Source organism: Citricoccus sp. NPDC079358, from assembly GCF_040702545.1.
Classification (GTDB): domain Bacteria; phylum Actinomycetota; class Actinomycetes; order Actinomycetales; family Micrococcaceae; genus Citricoccus.
In genome coordinates, this window is the sequence record NZ_JBFBLI010000009.1 from 1 (window position 1) to 22638 (window position 22638).

The window sequence follows — 22638 nt, forward strand, 5'->3', positions numbered from 1 at the left end:
TGCAAACACACGGGGTGTGTCCCAGCAACCAATCAACCAATTCAAAAAATTGGCATCAACAAACTTGGCACACTATTGAGTTCTCAAACAACAGGCACATGATGACTACTTACAAGGAATCCGGTAAGACCGGCGAAATCTTTGCTTTTCTCATCTGCGGCTTTTCAAGCTTAGTTCCTTGTTTCCTCCCCGTCAAATCGGCGTTTCCGGCGATTTTCTGGAGTGGAACCGAAGTCCCTCTGTGTTGTTTCCGGTTCTCAGTACCGCCGCTCTGCGACTGGCCGTTGCTCCGGAGCAACTTTTCTAGCTTAGACCCGTTCTCGTCTCGGTGTCAAATCCACCGAACCGGGCTTTTCCTCTGGACCGAAGTCCTTCCGAGTTGCCTGGATCATCACCAGCGGTTCCGCCTTGCGACATCCCCGGTGCCATGTGTGGTTTCCAACCCCGGATTTCCCGTGGATCTTCACCGTTTCGGTCTGGAAGAACTTGTCTTCCGCGCCTTGGCACAAGAGAAGACAATACACAGGTTCTGGGGCTTTGCATAATCGGCCGCCCCAGCCCGTCCGAGGCCGCATCCGAGCACCCCTCCGAGCCCGGACGAGAGGGATCAGCTGATCGGGCGAAGGTAGAGCGTCGCGAGTGGCGGAGCGGTGATCACTGCGGACGCCGGCTGTCCCTGCCACGCCTCCCCCGCTGCCTCAATCCGCCCGCCGTTGCCCAGATCGGATCCGCCGTAACTCGCCGCATCGGTGTTGAGGACTTCGCGCCACTGTCCCGCGAACGGCAGTCCCAAGCGGACCTCGTGGTGGGGGTTCCCGGACAGGTTCGTCACGCAGACCAGGGGACGTGCCTCACCGGCACCGGCCTCCGGAGTGGACCAGCGGATGAACGAGAAGAGGTTCCGGTCGCCGTCGTTCTGGTCGATCCACTGGAACCCGGCCGGATCATTGTCCTGGCTCCACAGCTCGGGGGCGTCGCGGTACAACAGGTTCATATCCCGCACGGCCTTCATGAGTCCCTTGTGGAGGGGGGTGTCCGTGAGCCACCAGTCCAGCCCGTGGGACTCCCTCCACTCGGACTCCTGGCCGAACTCGGAACCCATGAACAGCAGCTGCTTGCCCGGGTGTGCCCACATGTAGGCGTAGTACGCCCGCAAGGAGGCCAGTTGCTGCCACCGGTCGCCCGGCATCTTGCGCAGCAGCGACCCCTTGCCGTGGACCACCTCGTCATGCGAAAGCGGCAGCACGTAGTTCTCGCTCCAGGCATAGACCAGCGAGAACGTCATCTCGTGGTGATGCCACTTGCGGTTGACCGGGTCCTCGGACAGGTAGGAGAGCGAATCGTGCATCCAGCCCATGTTCCACTTCAGACCGAAGCCGAGCCCGTCGTGGCTGGTCGGCGCGGTGACCCCGGAGAATGCCGTGGACTCCTCGGCGATCATCACGATCCCCGGGTTGCGCCGGTAGGCCGTGGCCGTAGTCTCCTGCAGGAAGCTGATGGCCTCGAGGTTGTGGTTGCCACCGTGCACGTTCGGCACCCACTCCCCGTCCTCGCGGGAGTAGTCCAGGTACAGCATCGAGGCGACGGCGTCCACGCGCAGCCCGTCGATGTGGAACTCCTCCAGCCAGTACAGGGCGTTGGCCACCAGGAAGTTGCGGACCTCGGTGCGGCCGTAGTCGAACACGAGGGTGCCCCAGTCCGGGTGCTCGCCCTTGCGCGGGTCCGCGTACTCGTACAGGGGCTGCCCGTCGAACTTCGCCAGGGCCCAGTCGTCCTTGGGGAAGTGCGCGGGCACCCAGTCCAGGAGCACGCCGATGCCGGCCTGATGCAGGCGGTCCACCAGGTACTTGAAGTCATCCGGGGAGCCGAAGCGGGACGTGGGTGCGTAGTACCCGGTGACCTGATAGCCCCAGGACCCCCCGAAGGGGTGCTCCGCCACCGGCATGAACTCCACGTGGGTGAAGCCCTGCCACGAGACGTACTCGACCAGCTGGTCCGCCAGCTCGCGGTAGCTCAGGCCCGGCCGCCAGGAGCCGGCATGCACCTCATAGACACTCATGGCCGCATCGTGCGGGTTCGTCGCCGCCCGCTTCTCCATCCACGCCGCGTCCCCGAACGCGTACCGGGAGTCCTCCACCCGGGAACCGGAGGCCGGCGGCACCTCGGTCCAGCGGGCCATGGGATCGGCCTTGTCCCGCCAGTGCCCGTCCCGGCCGAGGATGGCGTACTTGTAGACGGTGCCCACCCCGATCGCCGGGACGAAGATCTCCCAGATCCCCGAGTCGCCCAGTGAGCGCAGGGCGTGCTGGCGGCCGTCCCAGCCGTTGAAGTCGCCCTTGACCCGCACGGCCGCCGCGTTGGGGGCCCAGACGGCGAAAGACGTGCCGGTGATGTCGCCCTGGGGCGAGGAATAGTGGCGCACCCGGGCGCCGAGGACCGTCCACAGCGTCTCGTGGCGGCCCTCGCGGAACAGGTGCTGGTCCAGCTCCCCCACCGTGGGCAGGTACCGGTACGGATCGTCCTGCTCGGCCTCGGCCACGCCGGGGTAGGTCACGCGGAGGCGGTAGCCCGGGACGTGGCCCGGCTCCGTGGCAGGGGCCGTCCCGACCCACACGCCCTCGTGTTCATGGCGCAGCGGGACGCGCGTGCCGTCGTCGAGCAGGACCGCCAGGTCCTCGGCCAAGGGCCGCAGCACCCGGAACGTCACGGTGCCGTTGTCCCCGAGGTGGGCGCCGAGCACCTCGTGCGGCTGGTGGTATCGGCCCTGCGCGACGGCGGTCAGCACCTCCGCGTGCACCTCCAGCGGCACGGTGGGGTCCTGCGCGGCCTGATCCGATTCCACGGCGTCCTCCTGGATGGTGCTCTGGCGTTCTGGGCCCACGGTAGCCGCCACGGCGGCCCGGCGCAGGAGTCCGCGGACGGCCGCCGCGGGGACCTCGACCCAGTCCGGGCGGTGACGTAGCTCGTAGGCGGTCTCGTAGAGCGCCTTGTCCAGCATCAGGGCGGTGAAGACGGTGGACCCGGTGTCCACCGCCGCCCCGACGGCCGACCCGTAGCCCTCGAGGAACGCCTGCTGGACCGGTTCCGTCCAGGCCGGGGCCCCGGACAGGGCACCGGCATAGTCGAAGGAGCGCAGCATCCCGACGACATCGCGCAGCGGGAGGTCCCACCCGGATCGCTCCGTCGCCTCCCGCAGTGGCTCGCCCTCGAAGTCGAGGACCGTCCAACGCCAGCCGTCCTGTCCCGCGGTAATCGCGGCCGCCGGTGAGGCCAGGACCTGTCCGAGGTGGTAGTCGGCGTGGATCCGCTGCAGCGGCGGTAGCCCGGCTCTGACCTCCGGGGACCGAAGTGAGTCGATCACCGCGCGCAGCCCGTTCCCGTGCTCCTCGCCCACGGCCGAGGCGGCCTCACGCCACCCCCACTCAAGGCGGTCCGCGAGCGCCGTGAGCACGGCCGGTGTTCCCCCGCCGCCGCCGGAGGCGGGCCTGGTGCCGAAGGCCTCGGCGAGGGCCAGGTGCAGTCGACCCGTGGCCGCACCGATCCCGGCAGCCTCGGTGGTGAAGTCATGACCGGCGGCGGCCGCATCCGTGGCCTCGCGCCAGGCGTCTCGGGAGTCCTCGATGAACTCACGCAGCACGCAGAGCTCACCCGTCTCCGCGCCAGCCGCCCCGGGTCGGGTCCACGCCGCCGTGGCCGAGCCATACGTCACGGGGACCTCGCTGGAACCGCCGGCGGAGAGCGCCAATCCGATCTCGACGTCGGGATGTGTGCCCGGGGCCAGGACCCGGAAGAACTTGAGGATGAGCCGCCCTCGATCCGATCCCACCACCACGGACGTGTTGGACTGCTCGCCCTGGAGCACGCGCAGCTGCAGGGTGTCGGGGTCGAAGGCGGGCCAATCGCGGAAGCCGGCGTAGGCATGGCCCGACCCTCCGCCAGCCCCGCCGCTCCCCGTCGGCGCCTCACGGCGCATCAGCTCCAGCCACGCGGCCACGAACGCCGGATCCTGGGTGCCGTCGTAGACCCACACGGTGCCCGACGGCGTGTCACCCCGGCCGATCAGCGCGGCTGAGGCGCCGGGGACTTCCTCCCGGCGCATCGTCAGGGGGACGGACACGACGACGGCACCCTCGTCTCCGTCGCTTCCCGCGGGGGCGGCCGTGAGGATCACGGACCGGAGCTGGACGTCACCGGCGTCGACGGCCCCCGGGGCCCATCGGAGTTCTCCGGACCGGCGCAGCGAGATGTCTCCCCGGAACGGGAACCACCGCTGGGCCGGGAGCCACCGGACCAGCAGGTCGTGGAGGTCCGGGTGGTCCGGGAAAGACTCGCTCATCGGTTCCTCCCCGCCGAGAGGTCCGGGGTGATGACCGGCATCGCCGTGGTGTAGGGGTTCGGCCGCCCGGCCAGGGCCGCCGCGTCGGCTCCGGGCATGGGCTCGGGGCCGGTGCGCAGCCGCAGCCAGTAGAAGCCGTGGCCGGGCAGGGTGACGGGCAGGCGGCCGTCCTCGTCGATGTCGAGGAAGGGCCGGCCGCCGAAGACGTCGCGCAGGCCCCGGCCCCCATAGCCCGGCACGCTCAGCCAGGTGGCCACCGGTTCCGGGGCGAGGTTGAAGATGCAGAGCACCGTCTCGGGGTACAGGTCCTCGTCCTCGGAGGCCGGCAGGTCCCGGACGAAGGCGAGGACCTGTTCGGCCTCGGCCTCCACCACCGAGAAGTCGCCCAGCCCGAACACGGGGTGCCGCTTGCGGACGGCGAGGGTCTCGCGGACCCAGTGCAGCAGGGAGCCGTTGGAGGCCAGCTGGGCCTCCACGTTGACGTGGTTGTAGTGGTAGACGAGCGACTGGATGACCGGGAGGTACAGCTTGCCGGGATCGGCCTCGGAGAATCCGGCGTTGCGGTCCGGGTTCCACTGCATGGGGGTGCGCGAGGCATCCCGGTCCGGCAGCCAGATGTTGTCCCCCATGCCGAGCTCGTCCCCGTAGTACAGGAACGGTGAGCCGGGCAAGGCCAGCAGCAGCGCGTGGATCAGCTCGAGCTCGGAGCGACTGTTGTCCAGCAGGGACGCGAGCCGGCGGCGGATGCCCACGTTGGCCCTCATGCGCGAGTCCGGGGCGTACCACCCGAGCATCGCCTGGCGTTCCTCGGGGGTGACCATCTCGAGGGTGAGCTCGTCATGGTTGCGCAGGAATGTGCCCCACTGGGTGCCGGCGGGGATCTGCGGGGTCTCGGCCAACGCCTCGAGGATCGCGGTGGCCTTGTGGTCGCGCAGGGCGTAGAAGATCTTCGGCATGATCGGGAAGTGGAAGCACATGTGGCATTCCGGCTCCTCCTCCGAGCCGAAGTAGTCCACCACGTCCGCCGGCGGCTGGTTGGCCTCCGCGATGATCACCCGGCCCGGGTACTCCGCGTCGACCATGGTCCGCAGTTGCTGCAGGAAGACGTGGGTGCGCGGGTCGTTCTCGCAGTCGGTGCCCTCCTCCTCGTAGAGATAGGGGATGGCGTCAGCACGGAAACCGTCCACGCCCATGTCCATCCAATAGCGGACCACGTCGAACAGCGCCTCGATCACGGCGGGGTTCTCGAAGTTCAGGTCCGGCTGGTGGGAGAAGAAGCGGTGCCAGAAGAACTGGCGGCGGACCGGGTCGAACGCCCAATTGGACTCCTCCGTGTCCACGAAGATGATGCGGGCGTCCTGATACTTCTCGTCCGTGTCGCTCCACACGTAGAAGTCCCCGTACGGGCCGTCCGGGTCGGACCGGGACTCCTGGAACCAGGCGTGCTGGTCCGAGGTGTGGTTCAGTGGCAGGTCGATGATGACCCGCAGCCCGCGCGCATGGGCCTCGGCCACGAGCCTCTTGAAGTCCGAGGCGGTGCCGAACTCGTCCAGCACCTCGTAGTAGTCCGCAATGTCATAGCCGCCGTCCCGCAGCGGTGAGCGGTAGAACGGGGGCACCCACAGGCAGTCGATGCCCAGCCACTGCAGGTAGTCCAGCTTGTTGATCAGACCCTCGAAGTCCCCGGACCCGTCCCCGTTGTCATCGTGGAAGGCCCGCACGAGCACCTCGTAGAACACGGCGGTCCGGAACCAGTCCGGATCGTGGGAGATCCCGTGGGTGTGCATCTGGAATGAATGGGCCATCAGCTGCTGCGCACCACCTTCAGGACGTGGGCCGGTTCCACGGCCGGGTCCAGCCGCACGTAGTTGGCCGCACCCCACCGCCAGCGGGCCCCGGTGACCAGGTCCTCGACCTCGAACCGGCCTTCGGAATCCAGGTCCCGCGGGTCCAGGTCGAGAGCCGCCACGTCGAGCGAGACGGTGGCCTCACGCGCCGCGTGCGGATCGCAGTTGAGCACCACGATGACTGTGTCCGCCGCACCCGGCAGGGACGCCGTCAGCGCGGCGGCGTCCGGAACACCGGGGAACACCGAACCCGCGACGCCGGCCGGCCCCCGGTACTGACCGTCCGGCAGGTGACGGCGAGACTTGGAGAAGACCAGGATCCCCTCGTTGTCCGCCGCGTGCAGGACGAGGTTCTGCAGGTCCTGGAACGCCGGGTGGGCCCGGCGGATCCGGTTCAGCCGGGTGATGTAGGGAGCGAGCGAGGCACCCCGGGCCTCGGCAGCGGCGAAGTCGCGGGGCCGGAACTCGTACTTCTCGTTGTCGAGGTACTCCTCCGCGCCCGGGCGGGCCACGTGCTCGAACAACTCGAAACCGGCGTACATGCCCCACATCGGGTTGGACAGGGCCGCCAGCACGGCCCGGATCTTGAAGGCCGCTGGCCCGCCGAACTGCAGGAATTCCGTCAGGATGTCCGGGGTGTTGACGAAGAAGTTCGGACGGTAGAACGCCGCAGTCTCGGCCGTGACCTCGTGCAGGTACTCGGCGATCTCATCCCGCGTGTTCCGCCAGGTGAAGTAGGAGTAGGACTGCTGGAACCCGGCCCGGCCCAGGGCGTGCATCATGGCCGGACGGGTGAAGGCCTCCGCCAGGAACACGACCTCCGGATGGCTGCGGTGCACCTTGGCGATCAGCCACTCCCAGAACCACAGGGGCTTGGTGTGCGGGTTGTCCACCCGGAAGATCTTCACCCCGCGGGCGATCCACAGCTCCACGACCCTCAGGACGGCCCGCCGCAATCCCCGGGGGTCGTTGTCGAAGTTCAGCGGGTAGATGTCCTGGTACTTCTTCGGCGGATTCTCCGCGTAGGCGATGGTCCCGTCCACGCGGGTGGTGAACCACTCGGGATGCTCGGTCACCCAGGGATGATCGGGGGAGCACTGCAGCGCCAGGTCGAGGGCGACCTCCAGCCCGAGCTCCGCGGCCCGGTCGACGAACCCGGCGAAGTCCTCGGCCGTGCCGAGATCCGGGTGGATCGCGTCATGACCGCCCTCCGGGGACCCGATGGCCCACGGTGATCCCGGGTCGTGAGGTCCGGCCTCCAGCGCGTTGTTCGGTCCCTTGCGGTGGGCCCGGCCGATCGGGTGGATCGGCGGGAGGTAGATGATATCGAAGCCCATCTCCGCGACCGCTGGGAGCCGGCCGGCCGCCGTCGTGAAGGTTCCGGAGGCCCAGGTTCCCGATCCCGGGTGGTAGACCGCCCCCTCGGAGCGGGGGAAGAACTCGTACCAGGCACCGCGGCCGGCCAGCGCGCGCTGCACGTCCAGCGGGTAGGCTGGCGAGGGGGAGACGAACTCGCGGATCGGACGCGCGGTGAGCACGTCGGCCAGGTCCGGGTCCTCGGCCGCCAGCAGGCGTTCCTGCGGGTCCCGCGTGGTGTCCTCGAGGCCCCGCACGGCGCGGGCCAGGACCGTCCGGTCCGCCTCGGAACGGCCAGGGTCCGCAGCGGCCCGCCGGAACAGGGCCCCGCCCTCGGCCAGCATCAGCTCGACATCCGCCCCCACCTCGATCTTGACGGTGGCGGCGTGGTGCCAGGTCGCGTAGGGATCGGACCAGCCCTCGACGGTGAAGGTGTGGGGGCCGACGACGGCCGGGCGCACCGTGGCCAGGAACTCGTCCAGCCCGGGGGCGCCCTCGGTCATCCGCGTCCGTTGGACTTCGGCACCGTCCGGGCCGTAGAGGACGGCGGTGGCCCCGAGCCGGTCATGCCCTTCGCGGAACACGGTGGCGCGGACCGCGACGTCCTCCCCGATCAGCGCCTTGGCCGGGATGGCGCCGCAATGGACCACCGGCTGGACACCGGTGACCGGAATGCGGCCCACCTTGACCTCGGTGCGGACCATCGGCATTCGGACAGAATCACTGGAATTCTTGGCAGCTCCCACGGTCCCGACGTTACCGGGGCGATCCGCCCGTGGCCACTGATCGGGTCGAAATCGCCGCCCGTGACGTGTGGTCCCCGGCTGGACGGGTCCTGTGCGCCGAGGATTCAGCCGGCGTCCAACCGCGCGTCGGCCGCGGTTCACCCGGTCGCTCCGCGGCGGGGCTGGGCCCGTGGATAATGGGCCGGGTGAAGGCTATCCGTCGGTTTACCGTCCGTACCCACTTGCCCGAGTCGATCGCGGGGCTGAGCCAGCTGGCGACCAACCTGCGCTGGTCCTGGCACCCCCAGACCAAGGAGCTGTTCCGGGACCTGGACCCCCAAGCCTGGTCGGAGTCGAACCAGGACCCGGTGGCCCTGCTGGGGTCCTTCGACCGGCACCGGCTGACCGAGCTCGCCGCCGATGCGTCGATCGTGGCCCGCGTCCAGGAGGCAACCGCCGACCTGGACCGCTACCTCACCGAGGACCGGTGGTTCCAGCAGGACTTCGTCGGGGCGTCGGGTGGCCCGGGCGCGAACCTCCCGTCACCGCGGCCCATCGCCTACTTCTCCCCCGAGTTCGGCATCACCGCCGTGCTCCCCCAGTACTCCGGCGGCCTGGGCATCCTGGCCGGCGACCACCTGAAGTCCGCCTCAGACCTCGGGGTGCCGATCATCGGCGTGGGCCTGCTCTACCAGTCCGGCTACTTCAAGCAGTCCCTGTCCCGGGACGCCTGGCAGATGGAGACCTACCCGGTCCTGGACCCGGACAACCTGCCGCTGACGCTCCTCAAGGAGGAGGACGGGTCCGCCGCGCTAGTCCGCCTGCCGCTGCCCTCGGGCCGGTCACTGCACGCCCAGGTCTGGCGCGCCGACGTCGGGCGGGTGCCCTTGCTGCTGCTGGACTCCAATGTCCCGGCGAACGACGACACCGCGCGCGCCATCACCGACCGCCTCTATGGCGGCGGTGGGGACCAGCGACTGCAGCAGGAGCTGCTGCTCGGCATGGGTGGGGTCAAGGCGCTGCGCCTGCACGCGCAGCTCACAGGTACGGATGTGCCGTCCGTCTACCACACGAACGAGGGCCATGCCGGCTTCCAGGGCATCGAGCGGATCGAGGAGCTCATGTCCGCCGGGCTGGACTGGGAGACCGCCCTGACCTCGGTGCGGGCCTCCACCGTGTTCACCACGCATACACCGGTGCCGGCCGGGATCGACCGTTTCGACCGCGCCCTGGTGGAGCAGTTCTTCCGGGCCGGGCTGGCCCCGAGCGTGCCGCTCGAGCACGTGCTGGCGCTGGGGGCCGAGGACTACGAGGGCGGCACCTCGGGCGTGCACAACATGGCCGTGATGGGTCTGCGCCTCGGCCAGCGCGCCAACGGCGTGGCCCGGCTGCACGGGGAGGTGTCCCGGGAGATGTTCCGGGGCCTGTGGCCGGGCTTCGACGCCGATGAGGTGCCGATCGGGTCCATCACGAACGGCGTGCACGCCCCCACCTGGGTCTCGGACACGGTGTCCGCGCGGGCGATCGAGCTGTTCGGGACGTCCGCCGTGGCCGGTCACGACTGGCAGCGCGTCTTCGACGTCCCCGACGCGGAGTTGTGGGAGCTGCGCCGGACCCTGCGGCGCGCCCTGATCGCGGACGTGCGGTCCCGGCTGCGGTCCTCCTGGCGCAAGCGGGGGGCCTCCGAGGCCGAGCTCGCCTGGACGGATTCCGTGCTGGACGAGAACGTCATGACCATCGGGTTCGCCCGGCGCGTGCCCACCTACAAGCGGCTGACGTTGATGCTGCGCGATCCCGAGCGGCTCAAGCGGCTCCTGACGGATCCGGAGCACCCCATCCAGCTGGTGGTGGCTGGCAAGTCCCACCCCGCCGATGAGCAGGGCAAGCTGATGATCCAGCAGATGGTGCGGTTCACGGACGACCCGGAGGTGCGCCACCGGATCGTGTTCCTGCCCAACTACGACATCCAGATGGCCTCCACCCTGATGCCCGGGTGCGATGTCTGGCTGAACAACCCCCTGCGCCCGCTGGAGGCGTGCGGCACCTCCGGCATGAAGGTCGCCATGAACGGCGGGCTGAACCTGTCCGTGCTGGACGGCTGGTGGGATGAGATGTACGACGGCGAGAACGGCTGGGCCATCCCGAGCGCCTCGTCCGCGGCCTCCACCGAGGAACGGGACGATGTTGAGGCGGCCGCGCTCTACGGCCTGCTGGAGAACGAGCTGGTGCCGCGCTTCTATGGAGTCGAGCCCTCGGACCAGGCCGGGGCCGCCGGCCCGTCGGACGCCTCCACGGACGGCATCCCGCACCAGTGGGTGGCCATGATCAAGCACACCATGGCCACCCTCGGACCGGCGACCTCGGCCGACCGCATGGTGCAGGACTACGTCCAGGAGCTCTACCTCCCGGCCGGGCGGGCGGGGCGGATCATGGACGCCGATGACTATGCCCGCGCCCGCGAACTGGCCGCCTGGAAGACCAGGGTCCGGGGTGGCTTCGGCGCGGTGACCGTGGAACACGTGGATTCGCTCGGCGTCTCCGAGAATCCTCAGGTCGGCGACGAGATGCAGGTCTCCGCCTATATCAGCCTGGGGCAGCTGTCCCCCGAGGACGTGCGGGTGGAGGCCGTGTACGGCCGGGTCACCACCAAGCCGTCCGGGGTGCTCGAAGAGGACACCCTTGCCGACACCGGCACCCTGGAGCTGACCCCGGCCCAGGACCTGGGAGACGGCCGCTGGCAGTTCACCGGCTCCCTGGTGATCGACCGCTCCGGGGCCTTCGGCTACTCGGTCCGGGTGCTGCCGCAGCACGAGCTGCTGGCCTCGACAGCCGAGATGGCGCTGGTGGTCAACGCCGGCTGAACAGAGGGAGCGGGGTCAGACGGAGTAGAGAGTGATCGAGGTGGCCTCGATCCTGTCCCGGTCCCCCGGGGCGAAGAGGGCACCACGACGGGGGTCGCCGTGGTGGGCGGTGGAGAGCTGCAGGGTGAAGGCCTGCAGGTCCTCCCCGTGCTCACCGGTGATGCCGCGCAGTTCCTCCGGCACCGGCAGCCGGAAGGGCACCGTCCCCAGTCCGCCGTTGAACACGATCAGTCCGGTGCTGCGGCCGCCGGGGACGCCGATCAGCAACTGCAGCAGCCGTTGCCCGGAATCCTTCCAGGCCTCCTCGGTCATCGGCTGTCCCTGCTCGTTGAACCACTTGAGGTAGCCGAGGTCCCGGGCCGGATAGGAATACGGCTGGCCCGCCAGGAACTCCTTGCGGACCGCGATCAGCCGGCGGGTGGTGGCGAGCATGCGCTCCTGCCGCTCATCGAGCTCCCAGTCCGTCCACGAGATGCCGTTGTTCTGACAGTAGGCGTTGTTGTTGCCGCCCTGGCTGCGCCCGATCTCGTCACCGGCGGTGATCAGGGGCACGCCCAGGGACAGCAGCAGGGTGGCCATCAGGTTGCGGGCCGTCGTGGCGCGGGCGTCGAGGACGTCCTCCTCCTCCGTCGGCCCCTCGGCCCCGTGGTTGTAGGACCGGTTGTGGGAGGTCCCGTCCCTGTTGTCCTCGCGATTGGCCTCATTGTGCTTCTCGTCGTAGGACACGAGGTCCTGCAGGGTGAAGCCGTCGTGGGCGGTCACGAGGTTGACGGAGGCCAGGGCGGAGCGGCCTGAGGACGCGAAGAGGTGGGCCGAGCCGGACAGGCAGTCGGCCAGCCGCGCGGTGGACCCTCCGTGGCCGCCGCGCTCCAGGGCACCGCGGTCCGCCACCCAGAAGTCCCGGACCACGTCCCGGAAGCGGTCGTTCCAGTCCGACCAGCCCAACGGGAAGTGACCGGTCTGCCAGCCGTCGGCACCGACATCCCACGGCTCGGAGATGAGCTTGGTTCCCGCCAGCACGGGATCGGCCTGGGCAGCCACGAGAAAGGGGTGGCGGGGGGTGAAGTGGTGGCTTCCGTCCCGGCACAGGGTGACGGCCAGGTCGAAGCGGAAGCCGTCGATCTGGAAGTCGGTCACCCAGCGGCGCAGCGAGTCCAGGGTCATCCGCACCACTTGCGGATCGTTGAAGTTCAGCGTGTTGCCGCAGCCCGTGGTGTCCAGGTACCGGCCGGCGGCATCATGCCGGTAGTAGTGCTCATCCCCCAGTCCACGCCAGCAGAAGGTCGGTCCGCCCGGACCCTCCTCCGCGGTGTGGTTGTAGACCACATCCAGCAGGACCTCGATCCCGGCCTCGTGCAGCAGCTTGACCATGCCCTTGAACTCGTTCTGGATGGCGAGGGGCCCGCCGGCCTGGGCGGCGGCGGTGGCGTAGCCGGGATGCGGCGCGAAGAAGCTGACGGTGTTGTATCCCCAGTAGTTCTCCAGCCCGGCCTGCCGCAGGTGGTCCTCGTCCCGGTGGTGGTGCACCGGCAACAGCTCGACAGCGGTGATGCCCAGGTGGCGCAGGTAGTCGACCATCACGGGGTGGGCCAGCCCAGCATAGGTTCCGCGCAGCTCGGCGGGGATCCCGGGATGCAGCCGGGTCTGGCCGATGACGTGGGCCTCGTAGACGATGGTGTCCCGCAGCGGGGTGTGGGGCCGGCCGGCCCCGTTCCAGTCGAACTCCCGGGGCACCCGGGTGGACCAGTACAGCCCGTGGCGCTCCACCACGGCATCGCCATAGGGATCGATCAGCAACTGGGGCAGGGGCTTCGGTGTGCCGGAGGCCCGGCGTCCGCTCCGGGACACCCCGGCCACCCGCCGGTCATGGGCCACCAGCGCGTAGAGGCTGCCGTAGCCCAAACCGGGGACAGTGCCGTGATGCACGTGGTCCGTGACGTCATCCAGTGCAACCCGGTGCAGGTCCGCGGCGGTCGGCACGGCGTCCACCGGGAACGCGGGGTCCGTGTAGACCACGTCCAGGGCGGTGATCCCGGGGGCGTAGACCGCCAGGTTCACCCTCCCCTCCGTCTCCGCGAGGCCCAGGGGGAAGGGCTGCGAACGGTGCCCGGGCACCGGCGAGGACGCCACCATCATCAGGACTGGCCTCCCGGCCCGCCTTCCACGCTCTCCCCGGGCCGGCTGCCGGCGCGCTGGATGGCGATCTCATACAGGGAGATGCCCACCGCCATCGAGGCGTTCAGCGACTCCATGTCCGAGGCGATCGGGATGGAGATGATCTGGTCGCAGTTCTCCCGGACCAGCCGGGACAGGCCCTTGCCCTCCGAGCCGACCACCAGGCACACCGGATCCGTGGCCAACGGCAACCCGGGCAGGGACCGGTCGCCGCCGCCGTCGAGTCCCAGCACGAAGATCCCGAGCTTCTTGAAGTCCTGCAGGAGGGTGTTCAGGTTGCCGGCCTGGGCCACGGGGACCCGCACGGCAGCACCGGCGGAGGTCTTCCAGGCGGTGGCGGTCACGCCGGCGGAGCGGCGCGCGGGCACCACCACGCCGTGCGCGGAGAAGGCGGAGGCCGAGCGGATGATGGCCCCGAGGTTGCGGGGGTCGGTGATGCTGTCCAGGGCGATGAACAGCGGCGGGGCCGTGAGGTAGCCCTTCTCCCACTTCTCCATGGTCTGACGGGCCAGGCTCAAGGCGTCGGCGTACTCGTAGGGCGGGACCTGCAGCACCAGGCCCTGGTGGACCGCGTCGTCCGTCATGCGGTCCAGCTCGGGCTTGGAGTTCTCCATCACCGGCACGCCGCGCTCGGCGGCCAGTTTCAGGGCCTCGCGGACCCGCTCGTCCATCTCGATCCGCGTGGCCACGTGCAGGGCCTTGGCGGGGATGGCGGCGCGCAGGGCCTCGACCACCGAGTTACGGCCGGCCACGGACTCGTCCGCGTGCCGTGAGCGGGTGTTGCGGCCACCCCCGCGGCCTGCGCCCTTGGCGCTGGAGCGCTCGGAGAGCTGCTTGGAGCGGTGGGCCTTGTGGTAGACGCGGTCCTCAGCCTTGGGCGTGGGACCCTTGCCCTCGAGCGCCTTCCGGCCGAGTCCACCGGTGCCCTTGAGGGGCCCCTTCTTTCCGCTGTTCCCGCGGGACGATCCGGAGCGTGGTGCTGCGGCCATGTGGATGGTGCCTTTCTGGCGACGGTCGAGACTGACCCCAGTCTACGGCCCGGCCCCCACCGTGACCGCCGCCTCCTACTGCAGGGACCAGCGGGCACCGTCGGCGGAATCCTCCACCACGACGCCGGCCGCGGCCAGGGTGTCCCGGATTCCGTCCGCGGTGGCCCAGTCCTTCGCCGCGCGGGCGGCGGCCCGCGCCTGAAGCTGGGCCCGGATCAGGGTGTCGAGGGCATGGTGGGCCGCCGGGTCCTGCGCGGACTCGGGCTCGGGGACGTCGTCCAGGCCGAGCACCTCCACCATCGACTGCACGTCGGAGTAGTGCTGCTCCACGGCGTCCTCATCCCCGGTGGCCAGGGCGCTGTTGCCGGCCCGGACCGCGTCGTGCAGCACCGCCAGGGCCTGCGGGACGTTGAGGTCGTCCTCCATCGCGGCACGGAAGGCCAGGGGGACACTGCTGAACTGGGCCACGTAGACGGCCTCGGGGGCCTCCTCGCCGGTGAGCGTGCCGGCGACGGCGGCCGCCTCCTCGCGCTTCAGCTGCAGGTCGGCGACCACGTCCGCCCCCCGGTCCAGGAAGGCCTCGATCCGCTCGACCGCGGCCTCGGCCTCCTGCAGCGAGGTGGGCCGGTAGTCCAGCTGGGAACGGTAGTGCGCCTGTCCGAGGAAGTAGCGGACCGCCTTCGGCCGGGCCTGCTCCAGCATCTGTTCCGGGGAGATGGTGTTGCCCACGGACTTGGACATCTTCTCGCCCGCGTAGGTCACCATCCCGTTGTGCAGCCAGAAGTTCGCGAAGCCGTCCCCGGCCGCAGCGGACTGCGCCAGTTCGTTCTCGTGGTGCGGGAAGCGCAGGTCGAGGCCGCCGCCATGGATGTCGAAGTGGCTGCCGAGGTACTTGGTGGACATCGCGGAGCACTCGAGGTGCCAGCCGGGCCGGCCACTCCCCCAGGGCGACTCCCAGGCGGCGGTGGCCGGATCGGTCGCCTTGGTCCCCTTCCACAGCGCGAAGTCGCGGGGATCGCGTTTGCCGCGCGGGTCGGCGTCGGGCGCGTCCTGCAGGTCCTCGACCCGCTGGCGGGTGAGCTCGCCGTAGGCGGGCCAGGAGTTCACCTCGAAGTAGACGTCCCCGGAACCGTCCGTGGCCGGGTAGGCGTGGCCGGCGTCGATGAGCCGCTGGATGAGCGCCACCATCTCCGGGATGTGGCCGGTGGCACGGGGCTCGTAGGTGGGCCGGCGTACCCCGAGGGCGGCGTAGGCGCGGGCGAACTCATGCTCGAACCGGTAGGCGAGGGCGAACCACGGCTCATCGGCCGGGTAGTTGTCGTCCTCCTCGAAGTCCTCGCGATAGGACGCGGCGGACTTCTCCAGGATCTTGTCATCGATGTCCGTGACGTTGCGGACGGAAGTGACCTGCAGGCCCGTGTACTCGAGCCAGCGGACCAGGAGGTCGAACGCGATGGCCGAGCGCACATGTCCCACGTGCGGCATGCCCTGCACCGTGGCACCGCAGTAGTAGAGCGAGACCTCGCCCTCGGTCAGGGGGACGAAGTCCCGCACCGTTGCGGTCTTGGTGTCATAAAAGCGCTGTGCCACGGAAATGAATACTAGTCCAGCGGGTAGACGAGGGCGGTGGCGACGGCGGCCAGCCCCTCGCCGCGGCCGGTGAACCCCAACGCGTCGGCGGTGGTCCCGGACACCGAGACGGGGGCGCCGGCCGCCGCGGAGAGCACACTCTCCGCCTCGGCGCGGCGCCGGCCGACCTGGGGGCGGTTGCCGATCAGCTGCACGGCGATGTTGCCGATCCCGAAGCCGGCCTGGCGGACCAGGCGGGCGGCCTCGGCCAGCAGGGCGGTGCCGGCGGCCCCGGACCACTCGGGGCGGGAGGTGCCGAAGTGCTGGCCCAGGTCACCGATCCCGGCGGCGGAGAACAGCGCATCGCAGGCGGCGTGGGCCACCACGTCCCCGTCCGAGTGTCCGGACAGCCCGGTCTCGTCCGGCCATTCCAGTCCGGCCACCCAGCACGCCCGCTCCTCGCCGGCGGCGGCGAAGGCGTGGACGTCCGTGCCAATGCCGGTGCGCGGCAGCCTTGGTGGGACGGAGGGGACCGGTGCTGTCATCAGTGGTGCTCCAGAGTCGTCGAGGCCAGCAGGGCGTTGGCCAACATCAGGTCCAGCTGGGTGGTGATCTTGAAGCCCAGCGGATCACCGGCCACCACGCCGACGCGGTGTCCCGCCGCCTCCATCGCCATCGCGTCGTCCGTCAGGGCCGCAGCGCCGCCACTCAGGCCGGCGTCCTGCTCCGCCCGGCGGTGGGCGGCCTCCAGGGACGTGAGGTCGAAACCCTGGGGCGTCTGGACGGCCCTCAACTGCGTCCGCTGGAGGGTCCCGGTCACCTCTTCCGGCGCCGCGCCGGCCTCAGCACTGAGCTCGGCACCGGCACGGGCCACGGACTTGATCGTGTCCACCACCTCGACGGCGGGGACGACGGCGACCGTCCCGGATCCGAGGGCCGTCACCACGGCGTCGAAGACCGCCGGCGGAACGAAGGGCCGCGCCGCATCGTGGATCAGGAGCGCGTGCCGCCCGAAGGGACCGCCGGCCGTCCCCGCCAGCGTCCGCACGGCGGCCAGTCCGGCTCGCACCGAGTCCGCCCGTTCCGCGCCTCCTGGGACGGTCTGCACCGTGACCGCGGTCCGGGCCGCGACGGCCTGGCAGACCGCTTCCAGGGAGGCGGCGGCGTCCGGGTCTGCCGGGACGACGACGGCGATGGCGTTGAGCTCGACGGCGCCCGCATCCCGGGCGGCCACCACGGAGTCGAGGCAGTGCTCGAGCATGGTGCGCCCGTCACCGAGCGTGACCAGGGCCTTGGGGACGCCGGCCTGGAGCCGGGATCCCGAGCCTGCGGCCACGATGAGGACCGTGGTGCGCATCAGGCGGCGAGAGTCTCGTCCAGCAGCAGGGCGGCGTCATCCTCCGAGGTCTTCTTGGCCAGGGCCAGCTCGGACACGAGCACCTGCCGGGCCTTGGCGAGCATGCGCTTCTCCCCGGCGGACAGGCCACGGTCCTGGTCCCGACGCCACAGGTCACGCACCACCTCGGCCACCTTGATGACGTCACCGGAGGCGAGCTTCTCCAGGTTCGCCTTGTAGCGACGTGACCAGTTGGTGGGCTCTTCCGTGAACTCGGCCTGCAGGACCCCGAAGACCCGTTCCAGGCCCTCCTGGTCCACGACGTCCCGCACGCCGACCAGGTCGACGTTCTCCGCCGGCACTTCGATCGTCAAGTCGCCCTGGGCCACTTTGAGCTTGAGGTACATCTTCTCTTCACCCTTGACCGTGCGCATCTTGATCTCTTCGATCTTCGCCGCACCGTGGTGGGGGTAGACGACTGTTTCTCCGACCTCAAAAACCATGTGAATGGTCCCCTTTCCCTCCGCAAGAGTTTACCACGTCACATTTTCGTGACCTGTGTCGTTACTTGAACCTGCGGCCGGAAACGACATAATGCACCTCCCCGCCCATCCTGCTCTCCCACTGCTCTCCCACTGCTCTCCCGCACGGCGTCGCAGGGGGCCTTCACGTAGGCGCATACGGTAGTCTCGAGTCAGCACCGCGCCGTGTGATCACCCGTGTCCGCACACCCGTTGATGCACAGCGCCTGACGTTCGCACCGAGGAGAACCCACCGTGAAGTTCGCCGCTTCCAAGGCCACCACCCGCAACGCCGCCGTGGCCGGCCTGGCCACCGTCGCCCTGCTGGGCGCCACCGGCTGCAGTGCCGTCAACATGCAGGCCACCACGCTGCAGTACGCGCCGTCCGACGGGATCGTGGCCAACGTGGGCGATGCCCAGCTGCGCAACATCGCACTGATCACCACAGACCCCGAAGCGGAGGCCCGCTACATCGGCACCCTGGCCTCGGCGTCCGGCGAGCCGCTCGAGGTCAGCATCACCGTGGACGGCACCCAGACCCGCTTCTCCGTACCGGGGGAAGACTCCCTGAAGCTGGAGGATCCCGCCAACGAGCAGATCATCCCCAGCGCCGGCCGTCCCGGCACCCTGGTGGACGCCACCGTCGAGGTCGACGGGGTCTCCGAGACCGTGGGCATCACGATTCTGGACGGCACCCTGGAGGAGTACCGGCCCTTCGTCCCGGGCGGTGCCGAGCCCTCCGTGGACGATCACCTGTACGTGACGCCGGCCGCCGAAGAGGGCGGCCACTGAGGCACCCCCACCACACCATCACGGCGAAGGGCCGGCACCCATGTCGGTGCCGGCCCTTCGTGCGTTCCGCCGGGTGACGGGCTGGCGGCCTACGGCTCGAACTTGTAGCCCAGGCCGCGGACGGTCACCAGGTAGCGCGGGTTGGAAGGGTCCGGTTCGATCTTGCCGCGCAGGCGCTTGACGTGGACGTCGAGTGTCTTGGTGTCCCCCACATAGTCCGAGCCCCACACACGGTCGATGAGCTGGCCACGGGTCAGCACCCGGCCGGAGTTGCGCAACAGCATCTCCAGCAGCTCGAACTCCTTGAGCGGCAGGGACACCTGCTCGCCGCCCACCGAGACCACATGGCGCTCGATGTCCATCCGCACCGGGCCGGCCTGGACGGTGGAGCTGATCAGCTCCTCCGGCTCTCCCTGACGCCGGAGCACGGCGCGGATGCGGGCCACGAGTTCCCGGGAGGAGTAGGGCTTGGTGACGTAGTCGTCCGCCCCGAGCTCCAGGCCCACCACCTTGTCGATCTCCGAGTCCTTGGCCGTGAGCATGATGACGGGAACGCTGGAACGCTGCCTCAGCTGCCGGCAGACCTCCGTGCCGGACTGGCCTGGCAGCTGCAGGTCGAGCAGCACCAGGTCGGCACCCGCCCGGTCGAACTCCACAATGGCGTCATTGCCGTCGGCCACGACCTCGACCTCGAACCCCTCCTTGCCCAGCAGGTAGGACAACGGGTCGCTGAACGACTCCTCGTCCTCCACGATCAGAATGCGGCTCATGATTGGGCTCCTTCCCCTGGTGATGCGTGCTGCCCGGCATCGGGCTCCATCTCCGGCAACCGGACCGTGAAGGTCGATCCGCGTCCCAGCTGGGACCAGACCGTCACTTCCCCGCCGTGGTTGGAGATGACGTGTTTGACGATGGAGAGACCCAGCCCGGTGCCGCCGGTCTGGCGGGAGCGGGCGGCGTCGATCCGGTAGAACCGCTCGAAGATCCGGTCCTGCTCCTCCTCGGGGATGCCCACCCCCTGGTCCGTGACGGACACCTGGGCCAGGCCGCGCACCGATCTCAGGCCCACGCCCACGGTGGTGCCGTCCGGCGAATAGCGCACCGCGTTGTCGATCAGGTTGCGCAGCGCCGTCATCAGCTGGTCGTGGTCACCGAACACGGTCGCGGAGACCTCCCCGGCTACCCGGATGTCGATGTCCCGGGCCTCGGCCTGCATGCGCGAACGGTCCACGGCCTCGTTGACGATCTTGTTCAGGTCCACCGGCTGACCGGCCCGGACCGTGTCCTTGCCCTGGAGCCGGGAGAGCTCGATGATGTCCTGCACCAGCGCGGCGAGCCGGGCGGACTCGATACTCATGCGCCCCGCGAATCGGCGGACGGCGTCCTCGTCGTCAGCGGCGTCGTCCAGCGCCTCGGCCAGCAGCGAGATCGCTCCGACCGGGGTCTTCAGCTCGTGGGAGACGTTCGCCACGAAGTCGTGCCGCATGGCCTCCGTCCGAGTGATCTCCGTGCGATCGTCCGCCAGCAGCAGGATGTACTCATCGGCCAGCGGGGCCACCCTCAACTGGACCACCAGGGTGCTCTGACCCAGGGGGCCGCGGGGCAGCTCGTACTTGCGGTCCACGATGATCCCGTCCGAGCGCACGCGGTCCGTCAGGTTCAGCAGGTCCTCATGGACGAGGTGGTGGCCGCGGACCAGGCCGAAGGCATAGGCGGAGGGGTTGGCCCGGACCACGCCGTTGACGGCGTCCACCAAGACATAGGCGCGTCCGATCACGGAGAGCACTTCGGCGGCGCCGTCCGGAACGGACGGCTCGCCCACGGTGAGGTGGACGGCACGGCTGCGCTCGGAGGCCCGGAACGCCAGCATGGCGAGCACCCCGAGGACCAAGCCGATGAGGCCGCACACCACGCCTACGACTACGGGATCCGTCACGCAGACCAGACTACCCATCGCGGTGCACGGCGTCGTCAGGTGTCGGAGGCCCGCGGAGTGAGACCACCGCCACCTCCGGCGCGGGATCCCCGGCGTGGTGCGGGCTTCCGGCCCACCGGGCGGACCTCGGGGCATAATGTGCACGGGAACGTTCCCGCGGTTCAGACCGTGTTCACCTTGGTCCGCCAGGATGATCGCGGATCCGTGCCTGAAGTGCAGGAACGACCCGTGGCCGCCCGCACCCGGCGGCCCCAACACCGACCTTCCGGATTGAGGACTCATCCATGCGAGAACTGTTCCATGCCGATCTGAAGTCGTTGGGCGAACAGCTCACCGAGATCGCCGGACTGGTGCGTGAGGCCATGGACAAGGCCCGCGTCTCCTTCGAGGAGGCCGACGTGGAGCTGGCCGAGACGGTCATCACCAACGACGCCCGCATCGACTACCTGCAGACCGCCCTCGACGAGAAGGCCATCGAGCTGCTCGCCCTGCAGGGGCCCGTGGCCGCTGACCTGCGCACCGTCGTCGCCGCCCTGCGGATGAGCTCCTCGCTGGAGCGCATGGGGGACCTGGCCCGCCACATCGCCCAGCTGGCGCGCCGCCGGTTCCCGGACCTCGTGGTCCCCGCCTCGTCCCGGGAGGACTTCCGCCAGATGGCGGAGTACGCCGTGGCAGTCGCCACCGAGGTGGAGCAGCTGCTGGCCACCCACGACCTCACGCATGCCTCCGCGATCGTGAAGCTCAACGCCACCATCAACGAGCTGCACGCCAAGAACTTCACCTCAGTCGCGGACCCGTCCTGGGATGCCTCCGCCGCCACCACCGCGGACGTCACCCTGGCCTCGCGCTTCCTCGAGCGGTTCGCCGACCACGGCGTCTCCGTGGCCCGCAAGGTCACCTACCTCGCCACCGGCGAGTGGGAGCCGATCATCGCGATCGACTGACCACCCCTGCTGAACGACGTCTGAACGACGCCGGGCCGTCACCTTCGCAGCGGAAGGTGACGGCCCGGCGTCGTGGTGGGTGCTGCGGGTCTACTTCTGGGTGGTGCCCTGGGCGGCCACCGCGGCGGCACCGGCGGCCGCGGCCTCCGGGTCCAGGTACCGGCCGTTCGCGGTGACCGGCTTCAAGTGCTCGTCCAGTTCGTAGTACAGCGGGATGCCGGTGGGGATGTTCACGCCGGCGATCGCCTCATCCGAGATGCCGTCCAGGTGCTTGACCAGGGCGCGCAGGGAGTTGCCGTGGGCGGCCACCAGCACGGTCTTGCCGGCCTTCAGGTCGGGGACGATCTCCGTCTCCCAGTACGGCAGCAGTCGCGTGACGACGTCCTGGAGGCATTCGGTGCGCGGCAGGCCCTCACCCAGACCGGCGTAACGGGGATCATCGGCCTGCGAGAACTCCGAGGAGTCGTCCAGCGCGGGCGGCGGTGTGTCATAGGAGCGGCGCCAGACCATGAATTGGTCCTCGCCGAACTCGTCCCGGATCTGAGCCTTGTCCTTGCCCTGCAGGGCGCCGTAGTGGCGCTCGTTCAGGCGCCAGTCCCGCTTGACCGGGATCCACTGCCGGTCAGCGGACTCGAGGGCCAGGTTGGCGGTGGTGATGGCCCGCTTCAGCACCGAGGTGTGCAGGACGTCCGGCAGCAGGCCCTCGGCGGCGAGCAGTTCACCGCCCCGGGCGGCCTCCTCGCGGCCCTTGGCGGTCAGCGGCACATCCACCCAACCGGTGAACAGGTTCTTCTCATTCCAGTCGCTCTGGCCGTGCCGCAGCAGGACGAGCTTGTAGGGTGTCTCAGCCATGGCCACATCCTAACGGGACGCTGCTGCCCGGCCCGCCGTGCGACGAGACCCGGTCAGTACCCGTAGGGGCGCGAGCCGCCGCTGCCGAAGAGCTTGAGCTCCCCGCGCGGCCCGGCCAGGTACACGGCGGCCACGCACAGGGCGGCGATCTGGAACAGGCTGAATCCGGCGCCCAGGCTGCCGATGGCCCCGGCCATGGACACCAGCCCCACGAACGCCGCCACCCCGGTGAGGAGCAGCCAGAAGGTCTTGGTCTTCTGCCCAGCCCGTTCGAACTGGTCCTTGCCACGGGTCAGGCAGTCGCCGAAGGCCCAGACGGCCAGCACGACCGCCACCAGGGACAGCGCGATGTAGAGCCAGTTCTCAACGGTCGTGACCAGAATCCACGGAAACATGGGC

16 protein-coding genes are annotated in these 22638 nt (G+C 69.6%); 3 read left to right on the plus strand and 13 right to left on the minus strand.

What is annotated here, in order from left to right:
* Positions 1 to 607: 607 nt before the first annotated feature.
* The 3 genes from glgB to AB0333_RS11740 are packed head-to-tail and all read right to left on the minus strand — an operon-like array spanning position 608 to position 8243.
* The gene (gene glgB / locus AB0333_RS11730) at positions 608 to 4336 is read right to left on the minus strand and encodes a 1,4-alpha-glucan branching protein GlgB (protein WP_366218856.1); all 3729 of its coding nucleotides are present in this window, start codon (positions 4334 to 4336) and stop codon (positions 608 to 610) included.
* Positions 4333 to 6141 carry a maltose alpha-D-glucosyltransferase gene (treS, locus tag AB0333_RS11735; RefSeq protein ID WP_366218857.1) on the minus strand — a complete coding sequence of 603 codons (1809 nt, stop codon included), beginning with the start codon at positions 6139 to 6141 and terminating at the stop codon, positions 4333 to 4335. Before treS ends, glgB begins: the two co-directional genes overlap by 4 nt.
* The gene (locus AB0333_RS11740) at positions 6141 to 8243 is read right to left on the minus strand and encodes an alpha-1,4-glucan--maltose-1-phosphate maltosyltransferase (protein WP_366218967.1); all 2103 of its coding nucleotides are present in this window, start codon (positions 8241 to 8243) and stop codon (positions 6141 to 6143) included. The genes treS and AB0333_RS11740 overlap by 1 nt, the downstream gene beginning before the upstream one ends.
* Positions 8244 to 8470: 227 nt before the next feature.
* On the opposite strand from AB0333_RS11740, the gene glgP reads away from it, so the two are divergent.
* On the plus strand, positions 8471 to 11125 hold the full coding sequence (gene glgP / locus AB0333_RS11745) for an alpha-glucan family phosphorylase (RefSeq protein WP_366218858.1): 2655 nt from the start codon (positions 8471 to 8473) through the stop codon (positions 11123 to 11125).
* Positions 11126 to 11140: 15 nt separating this feature from the next.
* Here glgP and glgX read toward each other — a convergent pair whose 3' ends face one another.
* The 6 genes from glgX to AB0333_RS11775 form a co-directional block, all read right to left on the minus strand.
* Positions 11141 to 13261, minus strand: coding sequence for a glycogen debranching protein GlgX (glgX, locus tag AB0333_RS11750; protein ID WP_366218859.1), 2121 nt, complete (start codon positions 13259 to 13261; stop codon positions 11141 to 11143).
* Positions 13261 to 14289, minus strand: a complete 1029-nt coding sequence (gene rlmB / locus AB0333_RS11755) for a 23S rRNA (guanosine(2251)-2'-O)-methyltransferase RlmB (protein WP_366218860.1) — start codon at positions 14287 to 14289, stop codon at positions 13261 to 13263. The genes glgX and rlmB overlap by 1 nt, the downstream gene beginning before the upstream one ends.
* A gap of 75 nt (positions 14290 to 14364) precedes the next feature.
* Positions 14365 to 15879, minus strand: coding sequence for a cysteine--tRNA ligase (gene cysS, locus AB0333_RS11760; protein ID WP_366218861.1), 1515 nt, complete (start codon positions 15877 to 15879; stop codon positions 14365 to 14367).
* 11 nt (positions 15880 to 15890) lie between these two features.
* Complete coding sequence (ispF, locus tag AB0333_RS11765) at positions 15891 to 16403, minus strand: 2-C-methyl-D-erythritol 2,4-cyclodiphosphate synthase (protein ID WP_366218862.1); 513 nt, start codon at positions 16401 to 16403, stop codon at positions 15891 to 15893.
* On the minus strand, positions 16403 to 17215 hold the full coding sequence (locus tag AB0333_RS11770; protein WP_366218863.1) for a 2-C-methyl-D-erythritol 4-phosphate cytidylyltransferase: 813 nt from the start codon (positions 17213 to 17215) through the stop codon (positions 16403 to 16405). The genes ispF and AB0333_RS11770 overlap by 1 nt, the downstream gene beginning before the upstream one ends.
* Positions 17215 to 17697, minus strand: a complete 483-nt coding sequence (locus AB0333_RS11775; protein ID WP_159548974.1) for a CarD family transcriptional regulator — start codon at positions 17695 to 17697, stop codon at positions 17215 to 17217. Before AB0333_RS11775 ends, AB0333_RS11770 begins: the two co-directional genes overlap by 1 nt.
* 273 nt (positions 17698 to 17970) lie before the next feature.
* Between AB0333_RS11775 and AB0333_RS11780 the strand changes: the two genes are divergently transcribed.
* On the plus strand, positions 17971 to 18507 hold the full coding sequence (locus AB0333_RS11780) for a hypothetical protein (protein ID WP_366218864.1): 537 nt from the start codon (positions 17971 to 17973) through the stop codon (positions 18505 to 18507).
* Positions 18508 to 18596: 89 nt separating this feature from the next.
* Here AB0333_RS11780 and AB0333_RS11785 read toward each other — a convergent pair whose 3' ends face one another.
* Both AB0333_RS11785 and AB0333_RS11790 read right to left on the minus strand, forming a co-directional pair.
* Positions 18597 to 19277: a response regulator transcription factor gene (locus tag AB0333_RS11785; RefSeq protein WP_366218865.1), complete on the minus strand. Its 681-nt coding sequence runs from the start codon at positions 19275 to 19277 to the stop codon at positions 18597 to 18599.
* A complete protein-coding gene (locus tag AB0333_RS11790) occupies positions 19274 to 20377 on the minus strand; it encodes an ATP-binding protein (protein WP_366218968.1) in 1104 nt (367 codons plus the stop codon). Before AB0333_RS11790 ends, AB0333_RS11785 begins: the two co-directional genes overlap by 4 nt.
* Positions 20378 to 20727: 350 nt before the next feature.
* On the opposite strand from AB0333_RS11790, the gene phoU reads away from it, so the two are divergent.
* Positions 20728 to 21387 carry a phosphate signaling complex protein PhoU gene (gene phoU, locus AB0333_RS11795; RefSeq protein WP_366218866.1) on the plus strand — a complete coding sequence of 220 codons (660 nt, stop codon included), beginning with the start codon at positions 20728 to 20730 and terminating at the stop codon, positions 21385 to 21387.
* A gap of 90 nt (positions 21388 to 21477) precedes the next feature.
* Here phoU and AB0333_RS11800 read toward each other — a convergent pair whose 3' ends face one another.
* Positions 21478 to 22239 (minus strand): phosphoglyceromutase, encoded by a 762-nt coding sequence (locus AB0333_RS11800; RefSeq protein WP_366218867.1) that lies wholly within the window; start codon positions 22237 to 22239, stop codon positions 21478 to 21480.
* A 53-nt stretch (positions 22240 to 22292) separates the two neighbouring features.
* Positions 22293 to 22634, minus strand: coding sequence for a DUF2516 family protein (locus AB0333_RS11805; protein ID WP_366218868.1), 342 nt, complete (start codon positions 22632 to 22634; stop codon positions 22293 to 22295).
* Between the last annotated feature and the right edge of the window lie 4 nt (positions 22635 to 22638).